This window comes from Vibrio limimangrovi (assembly GCF_054064025.1).
The window spans coordinates 359,634-383,036 of the sequence record NZ_JBSUGF010000006.1; the positions used below are offsets into that span (position 1 = coordinate 359,634).

The window sequence follows — 23,403 nt, forward strand, 5'->3', positions numbered from 1 at the left end:
TTCAGCATGACATTCAATTTAACAATTAATACACATTTAAGCTATATACGCACCAAAATCAATCTTTTTGCGCATTTTTAGTGCATAAATGTTGATAAACATCTCGAACGTTGTTGGAGTTTTATTGAAATTACTGAATAAATTTGAACTAAATCACATAACAGAATTATCTATTTATTTATTTAAAAATGGCATAAATGACCAAAAAACAATCAAGACTATATTTTATAGATACGGCGTTGAATTGATTTCGTAAGAAAAGAATCTGTTGCGGCTGGAGGAATAAACTTTACGTAAAGTCTAATATTAGATAACAATTCAGAATATTATGAAATTTAAATAAAATGAATTTTTATTCATAATTTAAGATTTAAATGAATAATTAACGCTTTAAATCAGGTTAAATTGCTTATAATTTAAATATACTCATGCCATTTTAGATATTGCTGTCACGGATTTTGCACTGTAGTTTGTATTAAGAAGCAATATTAATGGCTATAACCAAACCAGTTTAACGAAATGGAGTAAACGTAAGATGGAACTTAAACAACCTTATCTATTATTTTTGGGTGATGCTGCAGATTCTCTCGCTGCGAAAGTGGCTCAAGGAATTAAAACATGGCGTCCAGAATATTGTGTTGGTCAGTTACGCTTAGAGGGCTGTAATGCTGATGTGGGTCTTGACGATTTAAGTGTTGCACAGGCCGTTGAAGCAGGTGCAAAAACCTTAGTCATTGGTGTCGCCAACCGCGGTGGCATCATTTCTAAAGAGTGGATTTCAATACTGCTCGAAGCGTTAGAATCCGGGATGGATATAGCCGCAGGCTTGCACAACAAGCTAAGTGACATCCCTGAACTGGTTGAATGTGCGAAGAAAAATGGTTGTAGCCTGTTTGACGTTCGTTACCCGACACAAGTTTACCCAGTTGCTAACGGCAAAAAGCGTACCGGTAAACGCTTACTTACCGTAGGTACGGATTGTTCTGTAGGTAAAATGTATACCTCTCTGGCAATTGAAAAAGAGATGAAAGCCCGAGGCATTGATGCCGATTTCCGCGCTACTGGTCAAACAGGCATCCTAATTACCGGTGACGGTGTGAGTGCAGACTGCGTAGTTGCAGATTTCATTGCAGGTGCCATTGAGACGATCACTCCGGATAATGATCCACAACATTGGGACGTCATTGAAGGTCAAGGCTCACTATTCCATGCTTCTTTTGCTGGTGTGACTACGGGTCTTATCCATGGTTCACAAGCAGACGCTTTAGTTTTGTGTCATGAACCAACCAGAACTCATATGCGCGGTCTGCCTGATTATCAATTGCCGGGCATTAAAACATGCATGGAAGCGAACATCGCAACGGCCAAGTTAACAAACCCAAATGTTGAATTTGTTGGTGTTTCGATCAACACCTCAGGACTGACTGAGAGCGAAGCGTTAGAGTATATGGACAAAGTTGAGTCTGAAGTAGGCTTGCCAGTTGTCGACCCATTCCGTCAAGGTGTTGCTCGTATTGTAGATAAATTAGCGGGGCTGTAATGAAGGTTAGTCTTTATACAAAAAGTTGGCCTATTCTTGGTAGTTTTACTATCTCTCGTGGTAGTAAAACCCATGCTGAGACCGTGATTGTTGAGATCGAGCATCAAGGTGTAATGGGGCGCGGAGAATGCGTCCCTTACGGACGATACGGTGAATCCATTCAAAACGTATTGGCTCAGATTGAGGGCATTATTCCAAAAATTGAAACGGGAATTAGCCGCGAAGATTTGCAACCACTGCTACCGTCGGGTGCAGCTCGTAATGCAGTAGACTGCGCAATGTGGGATTTGGAATGTAAACAGGCCAAGCAATCTATCTGGAATAACATTGATGTGGTCGCAAAAAGCTTAACTACCGCATATACACTTTCACTAGATACGCCCGAAAACATGGAAAAAAAGGCAATAGAACATTCGCATCGACCGCTGCTTAAGCTGAAGTTAGGCGGTCCGGATGATCTCGCGCGTGTTCAAGCCGTTCGCCGTGGCGCACCAAATTCTGCGATCATTCTGGATGCAAATGAAGCGTGGACGGTAGAGACATATCAGCAGCTTATTCCTGAGCTTATAAAACTTGATGTTTCAATGATTGAGCAGCCATTTCATGCTGATGACGATCATGTACTTGATGAACTTGAGCGCCCGATTGCAATTTGTGCCGACGAGTCTTGTCATGACCGAATGAGCCTTAATAAAGTGATTGGTCGATATGACATGATCAATATAAAGCTGGATAAAACAGGCGGTTTAACCGAAGCACTGGCCCTTAAAGAACAAGCTGAAGAGGCTGGTTTACGTATTATGGTCGGTTGTATGGTGGCTTCATCATTAAGTATGGCACCTGCATTTGTCGTCGCCCAAGGAGCAGAAGTTGTCGATTTAGATGGTCCACTACTGCTAAGTGAAGATATCGAAAACGGCTTTGAATTTGAAAATAATTCGATGCTGCCTTTCCACAGCGAATTGTGGGGATAAGGGGGGAAAATGGAACGTATTGTATATCTCAATGGAGAGTATCTTGCTGAAAGCGAAGCAAAAATTTCAATATTTGACAGAGGATTTCTTTTTGCCGACGCTGTCTATGAAGTAACCGCAGTATTGGATGGAAAATTGATTGACCATCAAGGCCACCTCGCCCGCTTAGAACGTTCATCTAAAGAACTTGGAATTAAAATGCCAGTAACTGGCGAGCAGTTGATGGATATTCAACGACAGCTGATTGAAAAAAATGGCTTAGTCGAAGGCGGTATCTACCTCCAGTTAACTCGCGGCGACGAAGGCGATCGCGATTTTTCATATAGCAAAGATATTGAACCAACACTGGTGCTGTTTACTCAATCGCGCGGTTTAATTGATAGCCCGAAAGCTCAGACCGGGATCAAAGTGATTTCGTTTGATGATATTCGCTGGCGTCGTCGTGATATCAAAACAACCAGTTTGCTACCTGCGTGTTTGGCGAAACAGGCAGCATATGCTGCTGGTGCAGAAGACGTATGGCTGATTGAAGATGGTTTTGTCACTGAAGGTGGCTCAAGTAACGCTTACATTGTTACGAAAGACAATGTATTGGTCACTCGCCCTTTAAGTAATGATATTCTACACGGCATTACTCGCGCATCATTGATGACACTCGCTAAAGAGTTGTGCCTAACCATTGAAGAACGTTTTTTCACAATAGAAGAAGCGTATCTAGCAAAAGAAGCGTTTATCAGCTCTGCAACGACCTTTGTGTGGCCTGTTGTTGCTATCGATGATAAACCAATTGGCAATGGAAAACCGGGGGAAATAGCCTTGAAACTGCGCGATATCTATATCAAGACTGCCAGAGAATTAGCGGTTTAATCCAACCAAAAAAACTTAACCATTGTGGCCAAGTAACATTGGCCACGGTTTTTTGGCGATCTTGTTCTTACTGACTAAGTGTCAGGATGCAGACTCAACGCGCTACGGCCGGATAAGTAAAGAAAAGAAGATGAACAAAGTTGAAAAGGAAGTGCACTAAGACCGCACACCAAAGACGCCCGGTAAAATGGAAAACTAAGCCATAACCTAATCCAGCCAGCGTTGCGAATAAGACCAGTAATCCTCCACCAGCAATATGCGCTACGCCAAATAATACACTTGCAATGGCTAACCCTATCATCCAGTTGAAACGGCGACTTAATGATTGTTGGATAAATCCCCGAAACAAAGCTTCTTCCGCAACACAGGTGATCATTAAGTTATTGATTGCAAATAACCACCACCAGTTTGGCAGACTTATCTCAACTTTTAACACTCCCAACAAACACGCTATCGGAAATAAAACGAACAAGAGAATAAGAATGACAGAAAGCCGTTGAAGCTCAACTCGCTTTTCACTCCCCAATAGTACCGGATAAGCGAAAAGAAGCGCAAAAAAAGCAAGCGGCTTATCCAAATTCAAATACATCGAAAAAGGAATACTTTGTGGACCAGCGAAAACCTTATCGAGCACTTGCAGGTTATTGAATCCCGGCATGAGATGGGTAAATAACATCGCACACCAAATCAATACTGTAATCCAACCGAATAAATAAATTGGCTTCCCTCTCTGCCTGTCAGCAAATTCTGGCAGCTTATAAGCGATACCAAGCGCGACCAGAGAAGTAATAAAAGCAATAGGCTCGATACGTTTAACAATTAACGCGCTCACTAACGTCACCGCCAACAATAGCAACATTGCTGACTTGTGCCGTGTGAATGCCGCTCCTATCGCAAGAAAAAGTGGCAGCCAAATCCATATCGTGGCTTCAAGAAACATGAAAATATCCCTATATAAATGGCGATTCGTTAATTGTGATTGAATTGTATAGGAAAATAGATGAACACGAGGAATAAACTGACCGTGCTATCGTGTAGATAAAAAAGACCTCTATGAAAGAGGCCTTAAAACAATTGTGACTTACTGTCGGGTTAATTGGCCGAATACACCGGATAATCAGTTAGGCCTTTTTCGCTCCCACCAAACAGTGTTGCTGGATCATGTGTAGCCAGTGGGTAACCATGTTTAATTCGAGCCGGGAGATCAGGATTTGATACAAATGGACGCCCGAATCCAATCATATCCGCTAACCCCGATTCTATTGTGTTTACGGCTTTTTCACTGTCGTAACGACCCGCGTAGATAATGACACCTTGGTATGCATCGCGCACAGCACGCTTAAACTCTGCAGGTGTATCTGGAGCATCATCCCAGTCAACTTCTGCAATATGCATGTAAACCACGTTAAGCTTGTTCAGTAGTGCTGCCGCAGCGGTGTAGGTTTCAACGGGCGTTTTATCAATCGTGCCATTTAGCGAGGTAAATGGAGCCAAACGAACGCCTACGCGATCTGCACCAATCTCATCTGTCATTGCTTCAACAACTTCACCCAAGAAACGTAAACGGTTTTCGATGCAGCCACCGTATTCATCACTGCGGTTATTCGCTTCTGAATCAATAAATTGGTTTACTAAGTAGCCGTTAGCGGCATGCAATTCTATACCATCAAAACCAGCTTCAACTGCATTGACTGCTGCCTGACGATATTCTTCAATCACTTGCTTAATATCTTCTTTGGTCATTTCACGTGGTTCTACAACATCAACAAAACCAGGTTCGTCAGTACCGTTGTCGATAAACACTTTTACGTTTTCAGCCTTAAGTGCCGAAGACGAAATCGGCTTATTACCGCCGATATTATCCGGGTGTGTAACGCGACCAACATGCCACAGTTGAGCGAAGATTGTGCCACCTTTTGCGTGTACTGCGTCTGTAACCAGTTTCCAGCCTTCAATTTGCTTCTGGCTATAAATACCCGGAGTCCAGGCATACCCTTGACCCATAGGAGAAATTTGTGTGCCTTCCGCAACAATCAAACCCGCACTCGCACGTTGAGCGTAGTATTGGGCCATCAATTCATTGGCCACGTTGCCTGGTTGACTTGCCCTCGAACGAGTCATCGGAGGCATAACAATCCGGTTAGACAACTGAAAACGACCTACTTTAAGCGGTTGAAATAATGCGTCAGTCATAAGTTCCTCAACTAATCTGTGAATACTCGTTTATGCCGAGGATTTTAGCAGCGAACCATAGACCGATTAACAAACGAAAAGACAAAATATTTTTGCAATAATTGCAAAAGTAGCAATTTTACAGCTGGCCGCTCTTACAGCGTAAGCCGGGGTTTAATAAAATCAATAAATGCCGATATGCGACGCGCGACATGGGAAGACTTGTAGTACACCGCATTAATTAACTCTCGCTCAGATGACGTCTTAGTATACGAATCCAAAAGTACCACTAAGCGCCCTGCAGCTATATCTTTATTCACCATATATCCAGAAAGACAACTGATGCCATTACCAGACAGAACAAGCTGGCGAACTGTTTCACCGCTGCTGCAGGCGATAGTGGGTTCAATATGATCAACACCTTGTACTGGCCATACATTCAAAGCTCTGGGAGAAGTAAAGCCAATGATATCGTGTTGCTTGAGATCTCCAGGTATAAAAGGAAAGCCTCTTCTGGCGAGGTAATCGGGAGATGCGACAACAAACAAAGCACTCTTACCTAAAAATGAAGAATGCAGAGAGGAATCCGACAGCTTACCGATACGGATGGCCACATCCGTGCGCTTTTCCAGCAGATCGACGTAACCTTCGTTGGAAGACAACTCTAGCTCAATATCGGGATAGGTATTCCTGAATTCTTGGGCAATAGGAACCAGTTGATTCAACATAAACGGACTGGCGGCATCAACCCGAAGCTTTCCGCGCGGCAATTCTCGGCTTATGACCAAGTCTTCTTCGGCCTGACGAAGATGCTGTAAACCAGAGCGAACCGAATCTACAAATCGCTTACCTTCTTCCGTTAACTCTAAGCGACGAGTCGTTCGATTTAAGATGGTTATTCCCAGCTGCTTTTCTACTCGGCTCACTGAGCGGGAGACTTTGGCAACTTGAATACCCAACACTTCAGCGGCTTGTGAAAAACTGCCACTGTCTATGACATTTACCAGTATTTCGAGATCATCGGATCGTGTCAGCATCTCAATTCCGTTTATTGCAAAAATGACAAAATTAGTCTCGCTATCATAACGAACCCAGTAAAGATGAAAAGCGCTGAGTGGCCATTTCTGCCTGTAAAGATATACCCCCTTGTCCGGATAACCAGCCGACTTGGTTTTTCTAAAATCGACAAATAACGTGCCTAATTCGGTCTTTTTTACCACTCTGACTCACTTCATCGCGTACTTGTGAGCTTGATCTCAGCATCAATTTTCTTATCCCATTCGCGTCGTAAACGCACCAAAATACGGCGCAATGCGACATATATGTGCATTGCGTGAGCGCTATTCTCCGACATGAAAGTAAACAAAAGCACCAATAAATCTTAACTAACATGAGCTGTGATGCTGTTTTCACCGTGGGCTAAAGTCGCCTTAATGGTCTGATAAATAGGTTAATTATACGCTGTAGTCATCGTTAAGGGATTTCACTGGTAAAGGAACCACTAGAACTATAATACGCCTCAACAAGGAGACCTTATGTCCTACGAAAAATCAAACCGCGCCGTTGTATACAAAGGCCCGGGCAAAGTTGCTGTCGAGTCGATCCCTTATCCGGAACTCGCGTTAGGCAATCGTAAGTGTGAACACGGCGTGATCCTTAAAGTGCTGACGACAAATATCTGTGGCAGCGACCAACATATGGTACGTGGACGTACGACCGCTGAGGAAGGCCTAGTACTCGGCCATGAAATCACAGGTATCATTTTAGAAAAAGGCCGCGATGTCGAATTTGTTGATGTTGGCGATATCGTTTCAGTACCGTTTAACATCGCTTGTGGCCGTTGCCGCAACTGTAAATCTGGAATGACTGGTATCTGTCTCAATGTAAACCCTGCTCGTCCTGGTGCGGCATACGGTTATGTTGATATGGGCGGCTGGGTTGGCGGTCAATCAGAATACGTGATGATCCCATATGCAGACTTTAACTTACTTAAGTTCCCAGACCCAGATCAGGCAAGAGAGAAAATTCAGGATTTAACACTACTGTCTGATATCTTCCCTACAGGTTTCCACGGTTGTGTAACCGCTGGCGTAGGCCCTGGTTCAACGGTTTATATTGCAGGCGCAGGCCCTGTTGGTCTGGCAGCAGCAGTATCGGCGCAACTACTTGGCGCAGCATGTGTCATCGTTGGAGACATGATCCCTGATCGTCTAGAGCAAGCACGTAGTTTTGGTTGCGAAACCATTGATCTACGTGAAGACGGCAGCATGGAAGACAAAATTGAAGCTATTCTTAATGAGCGTGAAGTTGACTGTTTTGTTGACTGTGTTGGTTTCGAAGCACATGGATGTGGCTGTGGCGGCCATACTCAAGAAGCTCCAGCTACGGTACTGAACTCAGCGATGCAGATAACTCGTGCAGGTGGTTCGATTGGTATTCCTGGTCTATACGTTACGGACGATCCGGGTGCGAAAGACGAAGCGGCTAAACAAGGTGCGCTGAGCATGCGCTTTGGTTTGGGCTGGGCGAAATCTCATTCATTCCATACTGGCCAATGCCCTGTAATGAAATATCACCGTGGTCTGATGCAATCAATTTTGTTCGATAAAGTAAAAATCGCTGATGCGGTAAACGTACAAATGATTTCACTCGATCAAGCACCGCAAGGCTATGCCGATTTTGATGGTGGAGCAGCGAAGAAATTCGTTATTGATCCACACGGCGAGTTTAGCTCTTAATTTAACCGAGCGTGAAGCTTAATCAAGGAATCAAGATTTTAGGGGCTCGGTTATTAAGTTAACTGAAATTCAACGATAATAACTGCGATCGTTTAAATGGGCTTGACTCCCCCTAATGCGGACTGATTTTCAGTCCGCTTTTTTATATTTAGCTTTCATTAACTTCCTTCAAGATAATTAAATAGTCAGTTCAATTTCCATCACCTAAAACTAGTCAACCGTTAATTAGTGTAATTTTATTCCATTTCCTTTTAAAATATATCAACTGATAATCAATCATTTTGTTGAAAATTTCAGGATCATCAACTTCACACGTTATCCCATGTTTAATCGCAACAACCTTATTGTAACGACAATTTAAATATTGATAATATCTGTCACATTGAACGTTCAGGTAATCACGTAGGTATACTCATGGATCTTGCAAGTAGATTGGATCTGCTACTCGAAGTTTCTATCCAGGGCTCATTCGCACAGGCTGCAGACGCGCGTGGCATTGACCGCTCAGTCCTATCCAAACAGATAAGAAAACTAGAGGAGTCCCTTGGTCTCAGGCTGCTTAACCGCTCAACGAGGTCTCTGTCACTAACTCCAGCTGGTGAAGTAATCGTCAAACAAGCGCAGCAAGTCCGGGATGTCTTAGACAAAACCCGGCTACTTGCAGATACGTTTAGTGATACACCCAAAGGTAACCTTAGAATTTCCAGTACATCGCTCTTTGGTCGGAAATACCTCAAAGACTGTATCGTTGCTTTTCTGAAAAAATACCCCGAGGTCAGTGTTGAAATCGTACTAAATGATCGAAAGGTTGATCTCATTGGAGAGCGGTTTGATTTAGCTTTTAGAGTTGGAAACCCGGTAGACTCTAATCTGGTAGCAAAAAAACTCGCGGATCATCAATTACTTTTACTTGCATCAAAAGAGTTTGTGTCCGAGTACGGCTATCCAGAGACTCCTGAAGATCTGGCTGCCTTACCTGCAGTTATTTATTCCAATGGCACTTACCAAATGAACAAAGTACAACTGTCGTCAATGAGAGACGAAGAAGAGCATACTGTTACCATTACGGCTCAAAGCCGCTATCATGTCAATGAAGTAGAGTTACTGATGGACGGAGCGCAGTCAGGTTTAGGCTACGCTATCGTTGGCCAATTAATGCTCACAAAACATATGGATGAGATGCAATTAATTCGGTTATTACCTGATTATAAAATTTCATATACAGGTGGCTTGTATGCCTTGTATCCGCACCGGAATCAACCTCCGCTCGTAAAGCTATTTATCGAAACGGTCGAAAACACGATTGGCAATCCACCCATATGGGAAAGCTATATGACGTAGATTAAATAAAGCGATTAATATGTAGAAATACTCAATTTACGTCAGCTTGGAAAAGAATAAGATTTAATATAGGGGACAAATCCCTGTCCCAAATTTATTCAAGACAATTTTTTGAGGTGTTTTTTGTTTCTAGGAGATACATAATTAGTCATGTAGTCTCATTGCGTTGAAATGATAGTCAACATTAAGAACTGCTCGATATTGGATATTATCGCGAGCATAAGCAACCTCATTAATCACGACCTGACTATCATCAATATTAATATTGCTTACGTTACTGTAACTAAACAAACCAAGTTTATTTCTTAATTGTGTTCCTGACATCGATTTTAGTGAATCCGACAAATCAAACCCTGCATTTAATGCTTGTTCTCTACTTTGGTAAGTGCCGACTTCCATATTTGTTTTTTCAGTAACGGTTGTATTTGAAGCAAATACTGATGATGCCATTAAAATACCAGCAGTTAGTACGAATAGTTTTTTCATAATAATACCCTTTATTGTGTAAATTAATATTGATAGGAGTCTATCTCGTTCTGTTGGGGTTATTATTAATGTTTAAAGTTAGAAGATAAAGAGAGGTTTCAGAATTTCACTATGGACTAAATGGCACCAATCAACCATCAGCCCAAAGCCAGTTGCGTTCCAGCTTACACCCTAAAGTCAGTTTGGAATTATGATTTGGATCAAAATCGCCCTATTTTCAAAAAATTCGCGCCCAACCAGTTAGATTGGGTGCTAATCGAAAAGACATTACTTCACTTTGACGATTTCAGGCATCTGGTATTCACCGCTTTGAATCTCTTCATCCGGTCCGTACAAACGCAATATTGAGTAGAACGGTTAGTTCGGAATTGGCAGGAAGTTATCGTCTGCCTCATTGCCGTTAGTATCTGCAGTGTAGTAACCGTCCGAATCCGGTGTTAACGTTCTGTCGCCACGGCTATGACGATTCATCGCGTTGTGTTCCATCGGACGAGTGTCATTAGCGTAAACCGTTACCGGCCAAAATTCACTGGCGTTTGGCGCTTTAAATCGCATCACATAATCGTGTTTAGAACCATCAAACTGGGCGCTCGCTACACAATCATCGATATAGACTGCAGCCTACCAACAATGGAAGGGCATTTTGGTTACGTTTATGGCGTGAAGTGGAGAAATGATCCACTCACAAAGAATACTTAATTGAAAAGCCTAATTTAGACAAAACTGATTGATAGATTCACATTTCCGACTTAACACCTCGAAATTTAGGACAATAGTTTTAAATAGGTTGCTATGCTAACTAAATGTAACAAGATATAAATATAGTACGCTCTAGTGGAATGAGGCGGTCTGCTAATCACCCATAAGAATGAATGGATTGGACTCATCCACTACGATTGACATTTAATAGCAGGAACAACAATGACATTCCGGAAGTCAACCTCATCTCTCTCCCTACACATTCAGTACACTGCTCTGGCACTATTCGCCGCGATATTTTTCATTGCCGTGAGCGTCTGGTTTCGACCAATTTTCCCCATAGACGAAACCCGCTACGTTTCTGTCGCTTGGGAAATGTGGTTCAACAACAACTGGCTAGTGCCACACCTCAATGGATTACCGTACGATCACAAACCACCGTTTATGTTCTGGTTGTTCAGTGTCGTTTGGTCCCTGTTTGGTACATCCGATACGGTAACTCGGATAGTGGTACCCGGCTTTTCTTTGCTTAACCTCTACCTGGTAGGGAAGCTGGCAGAGAAGATTTATCCAGAATCACCACAAGCAAAGTGGTTGTCACCTCTCATTCTGATCAGTTTCCTTGGTTGGTTCCTGTATTCAAGCATGATCATGTTTGATCTAATACTTGCGGTATTTGTTCAACTTGCCATGTTAACTTTTTGGCGATACACCGAGACTGATCGTGGAATATGGTCTTCTCTGAGTGGGGTGTGCCTCGGACTTGGAATGCTGACTAAGGGACCAGTCATCTTCGTTTATTTTATTCCTTTTCTGCTGTTAGCACGTCTTTGGCATCCTAGTCCTGCTTCTGTTAACAAAGCGTTTTTCAAAGCAGTTATCAAAACTGTGGGGATTGCAGTTGGAATCGTCTTACTCTGGGCAGTACCAGCGGCAATATCCGGAGGAGAAGAATACGCGAAGGCTATTTTCTGGGGACAATCTGCCGGGCGGATGCAAAACTCGTTCGCTCATGCACGACCTTTTTACTGGTATATTGCACTGTTACCCGCATTACTTTTCCCGTGGCTTTTCCTTATTAGTTTTTGGCGCACCCGTCCATGGATTTGGGTAGGACGAAGAGATACTTTTTGTTTCTCGTTGTTTGTGTTTGTCGTTGGCATATTTAGTTGTTTCAGCGGAAAGCAGATTCACTATTTACTTCCGATTTTCCCTTTTATTGCTGTTTGGATCGCGAAGCGATTAGATCCACAAAAGATGAAAACTGAACCAGCTATCGTAGGAATACTTGCGCTAATTACGGTCGCCATTTTCAGTGCCCCGCTATGGATTGAAAAAGCATTTCGCAGCACAGAAGTCACTGCTGTTTATTGGTTTTGGGGGCTATTACCCGCGCTGTTGATCATGATGCTGTTATGGAAGAAGAACCTTCCTGTTGATCGTCTTGCGCTTAACATCGGTGCATTGCTGTTGAGCTTATCCGCCTTGATAGCTAGCTTGTCTCCAGTATTAAGTAACGTTTATGACGTCACAGAGACAGGCCGTCAGATCCACCAGTTACAATCCCAAGGACAAAGTGTTTCGTACGTTGGTAAGTATCACAACACCTTTGGCTTTGCTGGTAAACTGGAGCAGCCGTTGAATTTGATTTCATCCTCAAAGGCTGATAGAAACGCATTTTTGAGCACTGAGCCGGGTTATACTATCTGGGTTCAACGTAATAGAACGCAACCACTGGCAGCTAATGCTATCTTCATGACACCGTACCGCGGTAGGTGGCTGTTCATTATAGATAATCAAGTACTTGCAAAAGTGCTACAAGAAGCGGATAACAAGAGCACGACTTCTGCCCCTTAACGAAAGTACTATCTAAAACTCATCATTTAGGACGCAAACCGATAATGGAGAGTGAATAAATCGACGATTATTTAGGTTTTTCTTCGATACGACTTCGTGACTCAGATCTGGATAGTTCCAGACCGGGAGTCACTGTTGGCTCTTCTTGGGATTAATCGATTCAAAACGATCAAGTGAAAACAGGAACTGTATATGCTTATTACATTTCGTTGCAAAAGCTATGCGAATGTCACGATGTTCGGTGACATTGGCCTGCATATGATAAAGATGATGGGCCATAGTGGCACAGTACCCGGTGCTATTCTTGCCCCAGACCTTCCTGAGGCACTTTCTAAGTTAACGTCGTCACTAACGGCTGAAAATAAAACGGCTCAAAAAGACACCTCTGCCACTTGGGAAGCAGAAAATGATGAAGAGGAAGCGCAATCTGAACAGCCAGTAAGCCTGAATCGCCGCGCCTTTCCACTAATCGAACTATTAAAGTCAGCGATAGATGCCCAATGTGACGTAATGTGGGACACCCCATAGCATTTGCGTCAGACAATCAGAGTATTTCATGCCAGCGAATCAAGGCTTTTGATACCGCAACGAGTTCATTCGCGGATGGTTGGGCATTCGCTCCAGCGGCGATTACTCCCAATTCGTAAACGGCACAGAAAACATGGAGTTGATTTAATTTCGTTCAATATCGCACATCGACTATAAGTTCTAATCAATATGACGTTATTAAAATAGAATGCGACAAATTTACAACGACTTTTGTTGCAACCAATAACTTAAAAAAGGTCAAACAAAGAGAAGAAATCAGTTCCATACTTATAAAAAATAATTGCTTCGGAGGATATATGTCGCTGTCTTCTTCCATTGATTCATTGTCGATATTCCTCGTGCTTCTCGTAATCTTTGTTTTGATCTGCCTAATTTTCGAAACTGGTTATCGAATGGCGAGAAAACTCTCCCGCGAAACCTTCAATCAGTCAATCGGCCCTATGGCAACGGGGTTAGCCAGTCTGCTTGCCTTTATATTAGCCATTACCTTCAGTATGGCAGCAGTCAAGTCCGCAGATCGCAAACAAATAGTTTTAACCGAATCTAATATCATTGGCACAACGGTATTGCGGACATCACTGCTATCAGAGCCTTACCGAAGCCAAAGCCGTGAGTTATTACGTGAATACGTGTCACTGCGAATCGTAAAAAATAATTCTGAAAATCAATATGATATCCCTGAAGCAATCCAACGTAGTGAACAAATCCACGTTGCTTTGTGGCAACAAGCCGTCGCGGCTCATGAAACGACACCGCCAGCACTGATAATGCTCTACATCGACTCACTTAATGAGTTGATAGATATTCACTCAGAACGTGTGAATAAAGGCACGCGCGGTCGCATACCTGTAAGTATATGGATCACGTTAGGCATATTGACCTTCTTGACTATTTCACTGAATGGGATTCAGGTAGGCTCGCAACACCAAGGCCGGGCGATGATAGCAGCAATCCCGTTTGCTTTAGCCTTTTCTTTAGTCCTTACATTAATTGTGGAGTTGGATAGACCTAACCGCAGTATTATCGTTATCAGCCAACAGCCATTGATCGATCTGGAAAGCAGCCTAGGAACTCTTATTCAACCTATGAACTTAGAAGCTCTCTCAGTCGGGAACGAATAATGGTCGCATTAACTCGATGACAGCCTACCACCGATTACATTGACAATAATCAGCTTCGAGTGTCGAAAGGATGATACTCGCTTTAGGTGCCTTCTGATATAAACATCGGTAGCGTCTTTATCACGCAGCCTGGCAACTACATGCTTAACGGAATAGTCCGATAATCTAATCTACAGCAGCTCACTTCTGGGTTTTATACATACAAGTTAAACTGATCATGAATATTTCTCATGTTGCATATTACGTAAAAACATTGTTCTTCTAGCTAGCATCTGGTTATAAAAAACACTCAGGAAATAACTATAAAACATACATAAGTTAAATGTCAGTTAGGTTATTTAATAAATAATTAAAGAAAGCCTGAGTGAAATCGCACCGAATTAACTTGGGTTTGGCCTCAAAAGTTGGATAGAAAAGCACCATGAATAAAGACTTCACATTTACCATTAAGAGCATCTGTCTTGATGAAAATTATCATCCTTCAGACAACACGCGTTTAACCACCAACTTTGCTAATTTGGCGCGGGGAGAACATCGTCAAGCGAATTTACGTAATGCTTTAAAAATGGTTGATGATCGCTTTAATTCATTGGCGACTTGGGATAATCCGACCGGAGACCGTTATTCTGTCGAGCTTGAAATCATCTCTGCTGATATCAACCTTGATGGCAGTGGCGAGACTTTCCCTTCAATTGAGGTATTGAAAACAAATATTGTTGATCATAAAACCAATCAACGTATTGAAGGCATCGTCGGCAATAATTTTTCTTCTTATGTTCGTGATTACGACTTTAGCGTATTACTTCTCGATCATAATAAAAATCAAGCTAAATTCAGCATTCCGGATAATTTCGGTGTTCTACATGGGAATATCTTTAAGTCTTTCGTCAACTCGGAAGCTTATAAAAATAATTTCAAGAAACCGCCCGTAATTTGTCTCAGTGTTTCAGATAGCAAAATCTATCATCGCACTGATAATCAGCATCCGGTACTGGGTTTTGAATACCAGCCAAATGAATCTTCATTGACTGAGCAATATTTCAAAAAAATGGGATTACAGGTTCGGTATTTTATGCCAGAAAATAGTGTGGCGCCTTTCGCTTTCTATTTCTTTGGTGATTTGCTCAATGACTACACGAACCTTGAGCTTATAAGCACGATAAGCACAATGGAAACATTTCAAAAGATTTACCGACCTGAAATTTATAATGCGCATACTACGGCGGGTAAATCCTATCAACCCAATTTGAAGAACAAAGATCATTCACTGACACAAATTATTTACGACCGTGAAGAACGCAGCCAATTGGCAATTGTGCAGGGCAAATTTGCTGAAGACCACTTCATCAAACCATACCAAACCGTTCTTGAGCAATGGTCTGCTAATTACGCTTAATAATTAACGAATATACAACGGCTTATACTATGAAAAAACTATTCCCTACCTCAACTGCGGGCAGCTTACCTAAGCCAACATGGCTTGCACAACCGGAAGTACTTTGGTCTCCTTGGAAATTAGAAGGCCAGGAACTCATTGACGGAAAACACGATGCATTACGCGTAGCATTACAAGAACAGCAACAAGCGGGTATTGATATCGTTAGTGATGGTGAACAAACACGCCAGCATTTTGTGACGACATTTATTGAGCATCTAAACGGTGTGGATTTTGAGAACCGTAAAACCGTTAAAATTCGTGATCGTTATGATGCAAGTGTCCCAACGGTTGTTGGTGCAGTTTCTCGCCAAAAACCTGTTTTTGTTGAAGATGCCAAATTTTTACGTCAGCAAACCAACAAACCTATTAAATGGGCGCTGCCTGGCCCTATGACCATGATCGATACACTTTATGATGATCATTATAAAAGTCGTGAAAAACTAGCCTGGGAATTTGCCAAAATTCTGAACGAGGAAGCCAAAGAGTTAGAAGCTGCAGGTGTTGATATTATCCAATTCGATGAGCCCGCATTTAATGTCTTTTTTGACGAGGTCAATGACTGGGGAATCGCAACGTTAGAAAGAGCAATTGAAGGGCTGAAATGCGAAACGGCGGTACATATTTGCTATGGCTACGGCATCAAAGCCAATACCGACTGGAAAAAGTCGCTAGGCTCTGAATGGAGACAATATGAAGAAGTGTTTCCTAAGCTGCAAAAATCTAACATCGATATCATCTCACTAGAATGTCACAACTCTCATGTGCCAATGGAACTACTTGAACTGATTCGAGGTAAAAAAGTGATGGTCGGAGCGATTGATGTCGCGAGCAATAGCATCGAAACTCCAGAGGACGTTGCCAACACCCTAAGAGAAGCGCTAAAGTATGTCGATGCAGATAAACTCTATCCTTGTACCAACTGTGGCATGGCACCTTTATCTCGCCAAGTAGCAACGGGCAAGCTGAACGCATTAAGTGCAGGTGTAGAAATCCTTAGAAAAGAACTCTCTGCCTAGTATTCACTGATTATATTATCTACGACAGGGTTACGTTGTTCACGCGTGATTAGATTCAACGCCAATGATCACACTCGTAACCCTTTGTAGATATGGGATGACAACCTTTTCGGTTTTTTCATCATTTCGTTTTCCCTTGCTCTGGTGACGTGACCTATCAGCATTGAAGTTCACGAATCACCCTAGCAGGATTACCACCAATGACAAGATTGTCACCGAAGCTTTTAGTGACCACACTTCCAGAGGCAACGACCACATTATTGCCTAAGGTTACGCCAGGGTTTATCGTCGCATGCCCACCGACCCAGCAATTATTTCCTATGTGAACAGGTTTTGCAGACTCAACCCCACTCGCTCGCTCAATGGGATCAAGTGGATGCGTCGCAGTATAGATCCCCACTTGCGGTCCCAGCATACAGTTATCACCAAAATGAACTTCGGCACAATCTAAAATGACACAATCATAATTAGCAAAAAAGTTAGAGCCAACATAGATATTACAGCCATAATCACAATAAAAGTTTTGATGAATTGAGATGTTATGACCCGCTTTTCCTAGCAAGTTTGACAGAATATTCAATCGATTCTCTTGTTCCTCAAACGCAGAATGATTGAATGCATAGAGCAATTTCCTAGCTCGCGAACGCATTAGACTCAAATTGTTATCACTTGGGTTATAGAGCTCTCCTGCGAGCATTTTCTGAAGTTCATCCACGAATCATTACCTTGTCTGAATTGAAAAAACTGAAATGATGCGATTAATACTTTCACCTATGGTCAAATATTGACGTTTTATTGAATTAATCACAACGCTGTAATCGGTAGTACTCACGAGTAACTTTTCATTACTTTGAAGACAAGAGCTGGCTTGTTCTTGTCTACTTTGAATAACAACCATTGGAATACCATCACAGAGTCCCGATTCAAATAATGAGGCGTCCAGATATGGATTATTGCCTGTGGACACGTGAATAATTCCCTCACATCTCTGCTCTATCAATGCCTGGAAGGTTTTCAATCGAGAGAAATGCTCGTTCTTGCTTCGAAGCACTATCAGAGGTTTATTCAATTGACTCGTGATCTCTAAGAGCTGAGAAAGAAATTCTGTTACTACAAGATTTTTATTCAGGCTTTCAGAGATGATGACTCCAATGACAGAGTTCTTTCTAGTCGTAAGCGCTCGTGCCAGTGCGTTAGGACGATATCCTAACCCCTGCATTGCAACGGTTACTTTTTGTGTAATTTCAGCTGATACCGAAAGACCATTCACCACTCTTGATACACTCGATTTAGATACTCCCGCATAATTTGCAACGTCCTGCATCGTTACCATTGCACAACTCTCCTGAAAAATTGGCTAATCTTTATTTCATAAGGCCATCAAGCACTACTCGGAAGCGAGTATACACAAAAATAGACAATAATGAACACATACAAACAATTTAAATGTTCAGGTGTTGATAAAAATGTTCATTTGTGTTCTTATCTTTTCAGTGAAAGCGATTAAATACATGGGAAAGGCAACAATGATTAAACTGATTATCACCGATATGGATGGCACTTTTCTTAACAGTCACGGGGATTACAACCGCGAATTATTTCGAGAAGTCGTCGCGACGATGCAAGAGCATGGTGTCAAATTCGCCCCTTGTACTGGCAAGCAAGTTGAACGTGTTGAAGAACTCTTCGGAGACCAAAGCAAAGATTTTTGGATACTCGGAGATAGTGCAACGCGTATCAAACATCAAGGAGAGTTTATTTATCAGTCTCTTCTCAACAATACGTTAGGCCTGAATATTATTCAGAAACTAGAAGCTATCGAAGGCTCCCACATTGTCATTGCGTGTACCCCTGAATTTGCAGCGATCAAACGAGATACGCCTGAACATCTACGCGCCTTAGTAAGACGCTCTTATGCTCAGGTGGAAATGGTCGATTCCTATGACGATATTTGCTCTGATTTCGTCAAAATCACCGTTTATGATGAGAATAAACAGTGCCCAACAATCCGCCCTCAACTTTCTCACTTTGATGAACAGGCGTATATCGTTGTATCGGAAGCCGCTTGGATAGATATTGCCAATGCAGGCGTACACAAAGGTACTACCGTTGAAAAGCTACAAACCATTATAGGTGCAACAAAAGCTGAAACTATGGTATTCGGAGATGGATTCAATGATATTGAACTGATGGAACGCGCTCACCTGAGCTTTGCTATGCGTAACGCTTTTGAAGAAACGAAAGCGGCGGCAAACTATATTACCCGTTCAAATGATGAAGATGGTGTGATGCACACGATTTTACAGTTCTTAGCACTCCAGCAAAAATCCTAAGCCGCTTTATAAGTGGTCATGGAAAAAGACATAGCCACTTTTAAAATCAAAACTCGACAAACATAAACGAACAGATATGAACATAAATCGCGTTTGTCTATAATGGTCGCATTTGCGCATGAATAGAAAATGATAATGGAAAAATTTTCACCAGAAGAACGCCATCAGTTAATCCTGAATTTACTGAAATCACATAATAAAGTGATGGCAACGGATCTCGCAGTACAGCTAGGGACGACCGAAGCTACGGTACGCCGCGACCTGCGTTTTCTCGCTAATGAAGGACGGTGTAAACGCATTCACGGTGGCGCGTTATCTCTTGTTCCACCTTCAGGGACTCAGGAGCAACGCCTTGAAAACCGCAACAGCGAAAAGCAAGCCTTAGCGCTCGCGGCATTATCCATTATCAAAGCAGAACAAGTTATATTCTTAGATGCGGGCAGTACCCATATGATGCTCGCAAATTTGTTACCTAACGACATAGGCTTAACCGTTGTCACCAATAGCCCTGCTATCGCGACACGATTGCTGGAAAGACAACATATCCGAACCATTCTTATCGGTGGCGAGCTGAATTATGCGGTTGGTGGGGCCATTGACATTACAGCGGTAGAAGCATTAAACAAATTTCGCTTTGATCTCTGTTTTATGGGGATCTGTGGTTGGTCATCTGAAGCAGGATTCAGCGCGATTCACTATCAAGATGGTGAATTCAAACGCCATGCGGCCTCGAAAGCGGGCGCTATTGTAGCGTTATGTACAGAAGACAAAATTGAGGCACTGGCGCCCTACCCATTTATGAGGTCTGAAGATGTGGATTACCTGATCTGCTCTTCAAACAATTCCGCCGTAAAAGATTACTTTAATCAACTAGACTGCACCGTGATTACTAGCCACCCTCTTTGATGGTAGAGACCAGATAGCAAATGGGTATTTTAACAAGTCAGAATGACCTGTTATTTATTGCGTAAGTCTCGCTTGATTAAATTCTGCCTGTAAAAAGAAAGGACTGAACGTATCCACATTAAGTCCTTTTTTGCTCCAGAGAAATCCGCTTTCCGATACAAGCTGTAGCGTTTATCCGAATATCAGCAATTCCAACGATTGGTATTATTAGCTAAGTGATTCAGCTTGTTGTTGGCGCATCTGCAGTCGACTCACCAACCACATCACAAAGCCACCAGCAAATAACATGGCTGCGACATAACCGGTGTAATTGGCACTATAACCATTGATAAACACTAAGCTACCCGCTAATGGACCAATCGCATTAGCCGAGTTAAAGGCACACTGCAGTAATGCCCCAATCACCGCGTGTCCCCCTTTGGCAACACGCATCAACATCGCTTGTATTACTGTGCTTAGACCTAGGCTTGCACCCAACAAAAACACTACCAGGTACAGGAACCAAAGATTATCGGCAGCCGATACGTACAAAATGGCTAGCAGCACACAATAAACTAAAGCAGCACCGGTCACTTTTGCGACCACCCTATCGTGCACATGACCAAACAGCCAGTTGCCCAAAGTCGATCCCACACCAAAAATCACCATCGCAATCGAGATGTAGTATTGAGGCACTTGAGTCACGTCGATCATAGTATCAGCTAGATAGGTATACAGGCAGAACACACCACCAAAGCCAATCACCGCGATGAATACAATTGGCCAGATCAACGGGTTTTTCAGTACTGCCAAATCACTTTTTAGCCCCTCACCTTCAGCCTGCAACGAAGGCAATACCCGCCATAACAGCACACAAGCGATAAAGGCTCCAATGGAAACCAGCATCAACGACCAACGCCAACTAATGTTTTGTGCCAATATAGTCGCTAATGGCACACCGACGATTGTGGCGATGGTGAGACCAGAAAATACCCGTGACATATATAACGTACTGCGTCCTTCTGGCGCTAGGCGGGCACCAAATAGCAGTGCCGTACCAAAATAAGCGCCATGAGGTAAACCACTTAAAAAGCGGAACAATACGATTTGCTCAAAAGAAGTTGCAGCAGCACTTAAACCATTAAAGGCAAAAATCAAAAAAGCGAACAACACCAGCGCAGTGCGACGATTCATCTTGGGAGTCAGCATCATAAGTAAAGGCGCACCGACTACTACGCCAGCAGCATAGGCACTGATAATATGCCCAGATTCCGCCGCTGAGACACCAAAGCTATCCGCCACCAACGGTAACATCGGCATCACCGAAAATTCTGTTAGCCCCAACAGAAAGGTGCCAATAGCTAGCACAAACAGTATAACGCCACGTGAACGGTTTAATGGAATGTGCGTACCATCTGAATTCATTGAGAACTCCAAAAATTGATCTGAAAAATACGAAATTAGACGACACTTGAATGACTACGCTGCTGCGGAGGGATATCGAAAAGGCTCATCAAGCGACAAAAAATTCACCGACATTCGTTATTTAACTATAACGCCACATCAGTTCGAATTACGGCAACAACGACATATCATTTTTTACATCTGTAGTTATATTACTCCAAGAATTCCAAGACTGATAGCCTGAACTGGCGATAAAGATGATTGACACTTGTCGTGGTGGGCAGCACTTAATAAGGCTTTGCATGCACATGCTATTTCGAGTCACGAATGACTGACGGGAGTATGATCATAAAGCAGTTCTAAACTGACACACAGAGAATGTTGAAAGTGTTTCCCACACTAGACAAAAGTCATTGATGAATCCCAGCAGCAACTGCGGTTACGCCCCCCTTTTTTAGCGGCATACATTGCTCTGTCAGCCCTGTCGATGGATTCCTCTACGCTCACATTGGGTTCAAGCATAGTAATCCCGAAAGAGGCGGTGACTTTAAGAGGCCTGGTGGGGTCACCATCAATATCAATCACAGCCATACCACTGCGTAGTCGTTCAACGACGTCGAAAATAGCCTCTCTATTCGTTGTCGGAAACGTCAGCAGAAATTCTTCGCCACCGTATCTATACACTTTGTCATAAGGCCTCAAATGCGCCTTGATATGACGCACCCAGGCCACTAATGCCTGATCCCCTACAGCATGACCATATGTATCGTTAACGGCCTTAAAATAATCTAAGTCCATCAATACAATTCCGCACTCCTGCACGCCTCTTTTCACCAACTCACGCATTGTTCTTAGTTGAGAAAGCATACTGATACGGTTTTCAGCCCCAGTCAGAACATCACGATTGTTGATTGACTCTTCCAGCTCTTTTTTGAGGGTGTAGACTTCCATTTGCAGACGATCAGAGGCTTTGTGGAAGTTATCGAAATCTACCGATGAACATGGCTCTGAATTGGTAGCAGTTAGAAGCAATCGCACTGCATACTGATGTAAGTGACGATGCTCAGCTTCAATAGCCAAAAATGCTGGATGCTCGCGGATAGTACGTGGTAACGATCCATAATACCACTGCCCAAACCGGCATTGTCGATGAGCGTCTCCCACCACATCTCGGTTATCAAAAGGTAGATGACATACTATGGATCGGATGATCTCCTTCGACCACTGTTCATGGTTATAAATAGCTTGATCCAACTGCTGTAATGCCGTTTGTAACTCAGTCCTATCCATATTGAGCATAATTTTCTCCAGTAATACAGGAACGCTATTTTGACGTAAGTGAACACATGAAAACTTCATCCTTTATGTCAACATTATGAACTCCATGGAATATTAAATCTAGTTTCTTAACCTTTACCTGAAAGTAAGCAATTTGCAGAAAGCCTGAGCAAAAGTGACACCGAAGAAGCTTATAAACAATCATACTAATTTATAACACTTCCAAATGTAATCGGTTACAATTTTCATTGACACACGCTTAACTGTTAATACAAAATAAAAATGAAACTTATGGCATACACTTAATTTGCATATAAATAATAAGGTTATGAATGCTTAGTTTTATGTATGAATCTGAGTCTTTATAGCTCTACTAGCTGTGTATGGACGATTTTATTTATACAAAAAAGTCAGGAATATGAAAAAAACAAAAGATACAGTTGGCCTAGGTAACGGTAGTCACTTACGAGAGAGACCACCCGGTGTTGAAGGAGAAATGAAAAGAGCGAACTTGCTTGAAACCATTCAAAGTAAACGTAGAACGCAATTACGAAAAATAATTGAAGAAAAGCAGAAGCGCTATCATAGCCCGCAATAATAAGTGCTCTTTGCGCTTCGTATAGACTGCCATATTTTTTTAATTTAAAACTTAGTTGCATTAAACCATGAGAATAACGAGTTACCATCGCAACCTAACTCATACCG

22 protein-coding genes are annotated in these 23,403 nt (G+C 42.5%); 13 read left to right on the forward strand and 9 right to left on the reverse strand.

Annotated elements, in window-relative coordinates:
• The first annotated feature begins 535 nt into the window (after positions 1-535).
• Genes dgcN through ACWYU8_RS07540 form a run of 3 tightly spaced genes read left to right on the forward strand, consistent with a single transcriptional unit; the run spans position 536 to position 3,381 of the window.
• Positions 536-1,540, forward strand: a complete 1,005-nt coding sequence (gene dgcN / locus ACWYU8_RS07530; RefSeq protein ID WP_457518520.1) for an N-acetyltransferase DgcN — start codon at positions 536-538, stop codon at positions 1,538-1,540.
• Positions 1,540-2,514 carry an N-acetyl-D-Glu racemase DgcA gene (dgcA, locus tag ACWYU8_RS07535; protein WP_457518522.1) on the forward strand — a complete coding sequence of 325 codons (975 nt, stop codon included), beginning with the start codon at positions 1,540-1,542 and terminating at the stop codon, positions 2,512-2,514. Before dgcN ends, dgcA begins: the two co-directional genes overlap by 1 nt.
• A gap of 9 nt (positions 2,515-2,523) precedes the next feature.
• Positions 2,524-3,381 (forward strand): D-amino-acid transaminase, encoded by an 858-nt coding sequence (locus ACWYU8_RS07540; protein WP_457518524.1) that lies wholly within the window; start codon positions 2,524-2,526, stop codon positions 3,379-3,381.
• 94 nt (positions 3,382-3,475) lie between these two features.
• On the opposite strand, the gene ACWYU8_RS07545 is transcribed toward ACWYU8_RS07540, so the two are convergent.
• The 3 genes from ACWYU8_RS07545 to ACWYU8_RS07555 all read right to left on the reverse strand — a co-directional run bounded on the left by ACWYU8_RS07545 (position 3,476) and on the right by ACWYU8_RS07555 (position 6,590).
• Positions 3,476-4,321 (reverse strand): CPBP family intramembrane glutamic endopeptidase, encoded by an 846-nt coding sequence (locus ACWYU8_RS07545; RefSeq protein ID WP_457518526.1) that lies wholly within the window; start codon positions 4,319-4,321, stop codon positions 3,476-3,478.
• A 152-nt stretch (positions 4,322-4,473) separates the two neighbouring features.
• Positions 4,474-5,574 carry an alkene reductase gene (locus ACWYU8_RS07550; RefSeq protein WP_457518528.1) on the reverse strand — a complete coding sequence of 367 codons (1,101 nt, stop codon included), beginning with the start codon at positions 5,572-5,574 and terminating at the stop codon, positions 4,474-4,476.
• A gap of 134 nt (positions 5,575-5,708) precedes the next feature.
• A complete protein-coding gene (locus ACWYU8_RS07555; RefSeq protein WP_457518530.1) occupies positions 5,709-6,590 on the reverse strand; it encodes a LysR substrate-binding domain-containing protein in 882 nt (293 codons plus the stop codon).
• Positions 6,591-7,088: 498 nt separating this feature from the next.
• Between ACWYU8_RS07555 and fdhA the strand changes: the two genes are divergently transcribed.
• The gene (fdhA, locus tag ACWYU8_RS07560; RefSeq protein WP_457518532.1) at positions 7,089-8,291 is read left to right on the forward strand and encodes a formaldehyde dehydrogenase, glutathione-independent; all 1,203 of its coding nucleotides are present in this window, start codon (positions 7,089-7,091) and stop codon (positions 8,289-8,291) included.
• 414 nt (positions 8,292-8,705) lie between these two features.
• Positions 8,706-9,632, forward strand: a complete 927-nt coding sequence (locus ACWYU8_RS07565) for a LysR family transcriptional regulator (protein ID WP_457518534.1) — start codon at positions 8,706-8,708, stop codon at positions 9,630-9,632.
• Between the two features lie 144 nt (positions 9,633-9,776).
• Here ACWYU8_RS07565 and ACWYU8_RS07570 read toward each other — a convergent pair whose 3' ends face one another.
• Positions 9,777-10,118, reverse strand: a complete 342-nt coding sequence (locus ACWYU8_RS07570; RefSeq protein WP_457518536.1) for a DUF3316 domain-containing protein — start codon at positions 10,116-10,118, stop codon at positions 9,777-9,779.
• A gap of 357 nt (positions 10,119-10,475) precedes the next feature.
• Complete coding sequence (locus ACWYU8_RS07575) at positions 10,476-10,727, reverse strand: DUF1214 domain-containing protein (protein ID WP_457518637.1); 252 nt, start codon at positions 10,725-10,727, stop codon at positions 10,476-10,478.
• 312 nt (positions 10,728-11,039) lie between these two features.
• Between ACWYU8_RS07575 and ACWYU8_RS07580 the strand changes: the two genes are divergently transcribed.
• From ACWYU8_RS07580 to ACWYU8_RS07600, 5 genes are all read left to right on the forward strand, one after another.
• Positions 11,040-12,674, forward strand: coding sequence for an ArnT family glycosyltransferase (locus tag ACWYU8_RS07580; protein WP_457518538.1), 1,635 nt, complete (start codon positions 11,040-11,042; stop codon positions 12,672-12,674).
• A gap of 192 nt (positions 12,675-12,866) precedes the next feature.
• Complete coding sequence (locus tag ACWYU8_RS07585) at positions 12,867-13,202, forward strand: DUF1840 domain-containing protein (RefSeq protein ID WP_457518540.1); 336 nt, start codon at positions 12,867-12,869, stop codon at positions 13,200-13,202.
• 317 nt (positions 13,203-13,519) lie between these two features.
• Positions 13,520-14,344: a bestrophin-like domain gene (locus ACWYU8_RS07590; protein WP_457518541.1), complete on the forward strand. Its 825-nt coding sequence runs from the start codon at positions 13,520-13,522 to the stop codon at positions 14,342-14,344.
• A gap of 421 nt (positions 14,345-14,765) precedes the next feature.
• Complete coding sequence (locus ACWYU8_RS07595) at positions 14,766-15,740, forward strand: DUF1852 domain-containing protein (RefSeq protein ID WP_457518543.1); 975 nt, start codon at positions 14,766-14,768, stop codon at positions 15,738-15,740.
• Between the two features lie 29 nt (positions 15,741-15,769).
• A complete protein-coding gene (locus tag ACWYU8_RS07600) occupies positions 15,770-16,798 on the forward strand; it encodes a methionine synthase (protein ID WP_457518545.1) in 1,029 nt (342 codons plus the stop codon).
• Positions 16,799-16,955: 157 nt separating this feature from the next.
• On the opposite strand, the gene ACWYU8_RS07605 is transcribed toward ACWYU8_RS07600, so the two are convergent.
• Entirely contained in the window at positions 16,956-17,513 is a 558-nt protein-coding gene (locus tag ACWYU8_RS07605; RefSeq protein WP_457518547.1) for a sugar O-acetyltransferase, read from the reverse strand.
• 6 nt (positions 17,514-17,519) lie between these two features.
• Positions 17,520-18,131, reverse strand: a complete 612-nt coding sequence (locus tag ACWYU8_RS07610) for a LacI family DNA-binding transcriptional regulator (protein ID WP_457518549.1) — start codon at positions 18,129-18,131, stop codon at positions 17,520-17,522.
• A gap of 193 nt (positions 18,132-18,324) precedes the next feature.
• On the opposite strand from ACWYU8_RS07610, the gene ACWYU8_RS07615 reads away from it, so the two are divergent.
• Both ACWYU8_RS07615 and ACWYU8_RS07620 read left to right on the forward strand, forming a co-directional pair.
• The gene (locus ACWYU8_RS07615; protein WP_457518551.1) at positions 18,325-19,131 is read left to right on the forward strand and encodes an HAD family hydrolase; all 807 of its coding nucleotides are present in this window, start codon (positions 18,325-18,327) and stop codon (positions 19,129-19,131) included.
• A 135-nt stretch (positions 19,132-19,266) separates the two neighbouring features.
• Complete coding sequence (locus ACWYU8_RS07620) at positions 19,267-20,037, forward strand: DeoR/GlpR family DNA-binding transcription regulator (protein WP_457518553.1); 771 nt, start codon at positions 19,267-19,269, stop codon at positions 20,035-20,037.
• A 207-nt stretch (positions 20,038-20,244) separates the two neighbouring features.
• Here ACWYU8_RS07620 and ACWYU8_RS07625 read toward each other — a convergent pair whose 3' ends face one another.
• The gene (locus ACWYU8_RS07625) at positions 20,245-21,441 is read right to left on the reverse strand and encodes an MFS transporter (RefSeq protein ID WP_457518555.1); all 1,197 of its coding nucleotides are present in this window, start codon (positions 21,439-21,441) and stop codon (positions 20,245-20,247) included.
• A 378-nt stretch (positions 21,442-21,819) separates the two neighbouring features.
• Entirely contained in the window at positions 21,820-22,779 is a 960-nt protein-coding gene (locus ACWYU8_RS07630) for a diguanylate cyclase (protein WP_457518557.1), read from the reverse strand.
• 337 nt (positions 22,780-23,116) lie between these two features.
• Between ACWYU8_RS07630 and ACWYU8_RS07635 the strand changes: the two genes are divergently transcribed.
• A complete protein-coding gene (locus ACWYU8_RS07635) occupies positions 23,117-23,296 on the forward strand; it encodes a hypothetical protein (RefSeq protein WP_457518559.1) in 180 nt (59 codons plus the stop codon).
• The last annotated feature ends 107 nt before the right edge of the window (positions 23,297-23,403 follow it).

Excerpts from the sequence above, each read along its gene's own strand:
- dgcN (WP_457518520.1), top strand. The coding sequence starts at position 536 with ATGGAACTTAAACAACCTTATCTATTATTTTTGGGTGATGCTGCAGAT.
- dgcA (WP_457518522.1), top strand. The coding sequence starts at position 1,540 with ATGAAGGTTAGTCTTTATACAAAAAGTTGGCCTATTCTTGGTAGTTTT.
- ACWYU8_RS07540 (WP_457518524.1), top strand. The coding sequence starts at position 2,524 with ATGGAACGTATTGTATATCTCAATGGAGAGTATCTTGCTGAAAGCGAA.
- ACWYU8_RS07545 (WP_457518526.1), bottom strand. The coding sequence starts at position 4,321 with ATGTTTCTTGAAGCCACGATATGGATTTGGCTGCCACTTTTTCTTGCG.
- ACWYU8_RS07550 (WP_457518528.1), bottom strand. The coding sequence starts at position 5,574 with ATGACTGACGCATTATTTCAACCGCTTAAAGTAGGTCGTTTTCAGTTG.
- ACWYU8_RS07555 (WP_457518530.1), bottom strand. The coding sequence starts at position 6,590 with ATGCTGACACGATCCGATGATCTCGAAATACTGGTAAATGTCATAGAC.
- fdhA (WP_457518532.1), top strand. The coding sequence starts at position 7,089 with ATGTCCTACGAAAAATCAAACCGCGCCGTTGTATACAAAGGCCCGGGC.
- ACWYU8_RS07565 (WP_457518534.1), top strand. The coding sequence starts at position 8,706 with ATGGATCTTGCAAGTAGATTGGATCTGCTACTCGAAGTTTCTATCCAG.
- ACWYU8_RS07570 (WP_457518536.1), bottom strand. The coding sequence starts at position 10,118 with ATGAAAAAACTATTCGTACTAACTGCTGGTATTTTAATGGCATCATCA.
- ACWYU8_RS07580 (WP_457518538.1), top strand. The coding sequence starts at position 11,040 with ATGACATTCCGGAAGTCAACCTCATCTCTCTCCCTACACATTCAGTAC.
- ACWYU8_RS07585 (WP_457518540.1), top strand. The coding sequence starts at position 12,867 with ATGCTTATTACATTTCGTTGCAAAAGCTATGCGAATGTCACGATGTTC.
- ACWYU8_RS07590 (WP_457518541.1), top strand. The coding sequence starts at position 13,520 with ATGTCGCTGTCTTCTTCCATTGATTCATTGTCGATATTCCTCGTGCTT.
- ACWYU8_RS07595 (WP_457518543.1), top strand. The coding sequence starts at position 14,766 with ATGAATAAAGACTTCACATTTACCATTAAGAGCATCTGTCTTGATGAA.
- ACWYU8_RS07600 (WP_457518545.1), top strand. The coding sequence starts at position 15,770 with ATGAAAAAACTATTCCCTACCTCAACTGCGGGCAGCTTACCTAAGCCA.
- ACWYU8_RS07610 (WP_457518549.1), bottom strand. The coding sequence starts at position 18,131 with ATGGTAACGATGCAGGACGTTGCAAATTATGCGGGAGTATCTAAATCG.
- ACWYU8_RS07615 (WP_457518551.1), top strand. The coding sequence starts at position 18,325 with ATGATTAAACTGATTATCACCGATATGGATGGCACTTTTCTTAACAGT.
- ACWYU8_RS07620 (WP_457518553.1), top strand. The coding sequence starts at position 19,267 with ATGGAAAAATTTTCACCAGAAGAACGCCATCAGTTAATCCTGAATTTA.
- ACWYU8_RS07625 (WP_457518555.1), bottom strand. The coding sequence starts at position 21,441 with ATGAATTCAGATGGTACGCACATTCCATTAAACCGTTCACGTGGCGTT.
- ACWYU8_RS07630 (WP_457518557.1), bottom strand. The coding sequence starts at position 22,779 with ATGAAGTTTTCATGTGTTCACTTACGTCAAAATAGCGTTCCTGTATTA.
- ACWYU8_RS07635 (WP_457518559.1), top strand. The coding sequence starts at position 23,117 with ATGAAAAAAACAAAAGATACAGTTGGCCTAGGTAACGGTAGTCACTTA.